The organism is Caldisphaera sp. (genome assembly GCF_023256325.1).
GTDB lineage: Archaea > Thermoproteota > Thermoprotei_A > Sulfolobales > Acidilobaceae > Caldisphaera.
In genome coordinates this window covers 1-4,111 of the sequence record NZ_JAGDXI010000001.1, presented here as the reverse complement: position 1 = coordinate 4,111, position 4,111 = coordinate 1, and the positions used below count along the sequence as shown (strand labels likewise).

The window sequence follows — 4,111 nt, the reverse complement described above, 5'->3', positions numbered from 1 at the left end:
CTATTCTTTAAAAGCAATTCCAATGGCGTATTCATACAATTATATGTCAGTTTACATATATAAACCCAAGTAACAAAATTTTGTTACCTATGTTCTGATTTTTAAATTGCTTAATTTTCAGTTTTTGTAACATAATTTTTACTTTATGTTATCTTTTAATAGCTGTTTCACTTCATTTATTTCGGGTAAACTTTGAATCAGATAAGAAAGTTCTTCTTTCCACATACTACTTTTGAATTCTTCTATTGTTTTCAATAATTCCTCCTTGCTAAAAACCTCGCCCCTTATTTTGAATTTTTCTGCGGTTAATTTTTCATCAAAAGATGCCTTTTTGTTTTTTAGGATAAAATATGCATCATACAAATCTCTCGCTTTATTTCTTTCAATTATTGCATATAGTTTCTCCGTTAACATCTCTTGGATTGGCATTTTGTATAGAATAATTGTTCCTATGTCGCTGTATTTGGATACGAAAGTTGCATATTCTGGTTTCATTATAGTGTCATTTCTTAAGCTCAAATCAATTTTTATTTTGTGCCTTATGCCATTTTGTTTAAATAAAGGCCCCTCGACAAAGAATTCAGACCTTATACCGGATATATTTTTATTTTCGTCTCTTATTATAATATTACCCCGATTTTTGGTAATTTTATAATTAAGGTTGAAATCTTTTATAACTGATTCCATTAAGCTATCTATTTTTTTATCAATGTCCCTATCTTTTCCAATATAACTAAAATCTAAATCTTCAGAAAATCTATCTAATCCATGGAAGATATACAATGCTGTTCCGCCTTTAAATTCAATTAAATTTGAAATCCTGTTGATGGATATAACTTTGAGCATTAAGTTTATTAGATAATCCTTTTCTAGTTGTCTTTGATCTTTGAAGAAATTATTGAACTTTTCCAAATTTTCCCTATCTATCATAGATTACCCTCCATTTTTCGTCCTTTCCAGTCCTACCAAATCCATTAATCTTTACGTAGTTCTTGTATCTGTATTTCAGAAGTGAATCCATGTTAACTTCATTTTTCTCAAGAATGAAACCCAATTTATTTATAATAACTGGACTTTTCATCTTTAATGCATATATTTTGAGCATATCTAGATCCAAAAGCTTTTCATCTATAGCAACCCTTAATGATTCAATTAAAGTTTCAAAGTCTGGCTGATTAAAATATAAGCAGTCTAAAAACAGTTTTTCGATGGAAGCAATATAAACACCGTCTTTATTAACGTACCCAAAAAATCTGTTCTTTGATATGCTTAAGAATTCAATTCTAAATTTCTCTCTTATAGTTATTTGTCTGTGTCTCTTTAAACTGACCACGGAGAATTTCAATATGTTTTGATCTATTAATCCATAAAATTGGAGTCCCGCCTGTAAGCTTATATAAGAAGGAAATACTATGTTTGAGGCTATCCTGTAAATGTCTGTATCCTTTACTGCGTATTTACCCTTTTCTATTCTTTCAACTCTATTATTTTTAGACAATATTAAAGAAGTGTATGCGGTAGATTTCCCGATTATCTTTGCAATATCATAAATACTGAACACAGGCTTATTCAATCTGATCATTATATCTATCGCATCGTTTATCTTCATATATTACTATTATATGTATCAATATTTATACTTTTATATAATTATTGATACATAAAATATTACAATTATCTACGATTCAATATAAGATTACCCACAAAATGGTACACTAAAAATTTTGTTTTAAATGACCTAATAATAAAAGCAAGGACATGGCCTAGAAAAAGCACAAAGAAAAACACAAAATCAAGAACTATCGTGATGGCGATTATCGATGTTCCTCTGGGGAATTTTAAAGTAAAACCAGTAAATAGCTGAAGTTAAATAGGAAGCTATTATACCTAGCTTAAATTTCTTATTCTTACAGCAAAATTACCATAATTAATCAAAATTCATAATACTATTTAATCATTAGTTGGTTTTTAAATGAAATACTCATAATTTCTTTAAGGTATGTTATAAATAAGCCGATCAAAAAGTTTATATGCCTGGCACATTAATTGCTTTTAGACGTTTTATTTCATCGTAGCTTACTTTCAATAGTTCAGCAAAGTTTGAATTATAATCCGCGTATATTCTTCTAAAATGGTCCATTATGCTTTCATTTCCTTCTTTTATTTTAATTTTGTAATACCTTTCGTAGGCTTTTGCAGTAGTAGGTACTAGTCTTTTTAGAATATGGTCCTCATTTATCGGCTCAACGAGTATTTCACTAAGGCTCCATGCCAGTCCCGGCTTATCGAACTCTTTTTCGTTGAAATTCTTAAATACCTGTTTCCATTTCTCAAAGAAAAGAAAATGGGTTATCTCATGCAAACATATTCCTTTTTGTACTTCAGAGTTTGCAAACACTTCAACAAAAAAGAACCAGTCCTTCAAATCTCTTGGGCATATTTTATTAAGTGTCATAAATCCAGTAATATTTTTATTGGGCCATTCGATGTCCATAATCTCTTGTAGTCTTTTCATGACTTCAGTATTAACTTTATCCCATTCATTTTGTAAAAGGTTCCTACTGGCTTGTATATCTTTTAATCGTAGTTTGTAAACACTATCGACGTACTTTGTTATATTTACCTTTCCGCTGATTTTTAATGGAAGACCTTCAGGACGTTGTATGCATACCTTTTCATCTTTCTCCTGGGATATTTCAAAGCTGACATTAGGATATTCTGTCATAATTTAGTAAAATTTTCATATTTTATATCTATATATGGTTGCGAAGTTACTGTTAAATCTATTGTTTGATCTCTTATACTTTCTACTTTAAGAATATCATTATTTATTATCACAAGCGAATCCGTAGAAAAAAGCTAAATCTTTTAAAGCTAGATTTATAGTCTTTTGTAACTTAGACCCGGGCACTATTCCCGTTTCGACGAAAACTTCTTCCATATATTATCTTCCTAGTATAACCGCATTTTCCAATAACGAGTATACTACTTCTATGACTTCGTCCTGCAATTGAGCTAATTCTTTCTGTGATTCCCTTTTTAATCTATAAATTATTGGTAATTATATAATAAACCTTAATTATACATATCGGTATTGCATACTTATACACCTTCATTAAGCGTATTTACACAGCTAAAAGATAACAAAAAATTGGAATACACAATTCTTAGTCTATTCTGCGCAATCGAGCATTTTATTCAATCAACTAGCTATTTAAAGGAGTATATCTATAAAAAGCTATTAAAGTATTAGATTATATGGCTAAAAATAGTAAACCACTAAATAGGTTAAAGTATGTTTGTCTATCTATTTTTATGGTATTAATAGTCAGTATATTCATATCTTATTATGGAGGATACAGTTTAGGATATTCTTCAAATAAAAGTTTAACAACTTCCTTAATAACTCAAATTTCGAGCTTAAACAATAACATTAGCAATTTAAACGCCTCTTTAAATAGCAAAATAGAAAATATCTCAATTAGTTACACAAAAAAGATAAAAAACCTATCGAATGAGTATAACAATGAACTAAACAAGTATAACGAATTGCTTAATAATTATATTTTACTTAACAAAACAGTTAATTTTAATGCAAACTTAACTATTTTTGGGAATTATTCATTTAATTTGCCTGCTTTTAACAATAACACACAAACTCCTGGAATGTATTATTTTAACCCGTTTAATCTTCCTTTTAATGGTTATGCTATAATTAATGTCTATAATGCGAGTAATTGCGTTCTTCCTCCATTAATAATTGGAAGTGCCGGTTACGGGGACGGTCAATTATTCGAATTTAATGGCAACAATTACTGCATATCTTACTCCCCCGGCTCTAATGTATATCTTTTTACACCAATTTCTAGTGGAAACAACAGTATATCATTTTACAATTATGACGGGACGCCTGAAGAACTAACAATGAATTTGATCTATATTGCAACATTTAAAAGATAAATCTCTTAAAATTTCAATGACATTAAAGTTATTTACAATACTTAATTTCCTCTAATAGGTTATTACTAATTGAATACCAATAATATTGTCAAGCTCATCACTTTTGAATAAGTTAAAAGCCTGTGAAACTTACGATCTAACTGCGGAAGCT

General features: G+C 29.1%; 4 protein-coding genes. 1 reads left to right on the top strand and 3 read right to left on the bottom strand.

Annotated elements, in window-relative coordinates; genetic code table 11:
* Positions 1 to 138 precede the first annotated feature (138 nt).
* From Q0C16_RS00020 to Q0C16_RS00010, 3 genes are all read right to left on the bottom strand, one after another.
* Entirely contained in the window at positions 139 to 930 is a 792-nt protein-coding gene (locus Q0C16_RS00020; protein WP_292318986.1) for a nucleotidyl transferase AbiEii/AbiGii toxin family protein, read from the bottom strand.
* Positions 920 to 1,582: a hypothetical protein gene (locus Q0C16_RS00015; RefSeq protein WP_292318985.1), complete on the bottom strand. Its 663-nt coding sequence runs from the start codon at positions 1,580 to 1,582 to the stop codon at positions 920 to 922. The genes Q0C16_RS00020 and Q0C16_RS00015 overlap by 11 nt, the downstream gene beginning before the upstream one ends.
* A gap of 444 nt (positions 1,583 to 2,026) precedes the next feature.
* On the bottom strand, positions 2,027 to 2,725 hold the full coding sequence (locus Q0C16_RS00010) for a hypothetical protein (protein WP_292318984.1): 699 nt from the start codon (positions 2,723 to 2,725) through the stop codon (positions 2,027 to 2,029).
* Between the two features lie 533 nt (positions 2,726 to 3,258).
* Here Q0C16_RS00010 and Q0C16_RS00005 point away from each other — a divergent pair.
* Positions 3,259 to 3,960 carry a hypothetical protein gene (locus Q0C16_RS00005; RefSeq protein ID WP_292318983.1) on the top strand — a complete coding sequence of 234 codons (702 nt, stop codon included), beginning with the start codon at positions 3,259 to 3,261 and terminating at the stop codon, positions 3,958 to 3,960.
* Positions 3,961 to 4,111: the final 151 nt, after the last annotated feature.

Excerpts from the sequence above, each read along its gene's own strand:
- Q0C16_RS00020 (WP_292318986.1), bottom strand. The coding sequence starts at position 930 with ATGATAGATAGGGAAAATTTGGAAAAGTTCAATAATTTCTTCAAAGAT.
- Q0C16_RS00015 (WP_292318985.1), bottom strand. The coding sequence starts at position 1,582 with ATGATCAGATTGAATAAGCCTGTGTTCAGTATTTATGATATTGCAAAG.
- Q0C16_RS00010 (WP_292318984.1), bottom strand. The coding sequence starts at position 2,725 with ATGACAGAATATCCTAATGTCAGCTTTGAAATATCCCAGGAGAAAGAT.
- Q0C16_RS00005 (WP_292318983.1), top strand. The coding sequence starts at position 3,259 with ATGGCTAAAAATAGTAAACCACTAAATAGGTTAAAGTATGTTTGTCTA.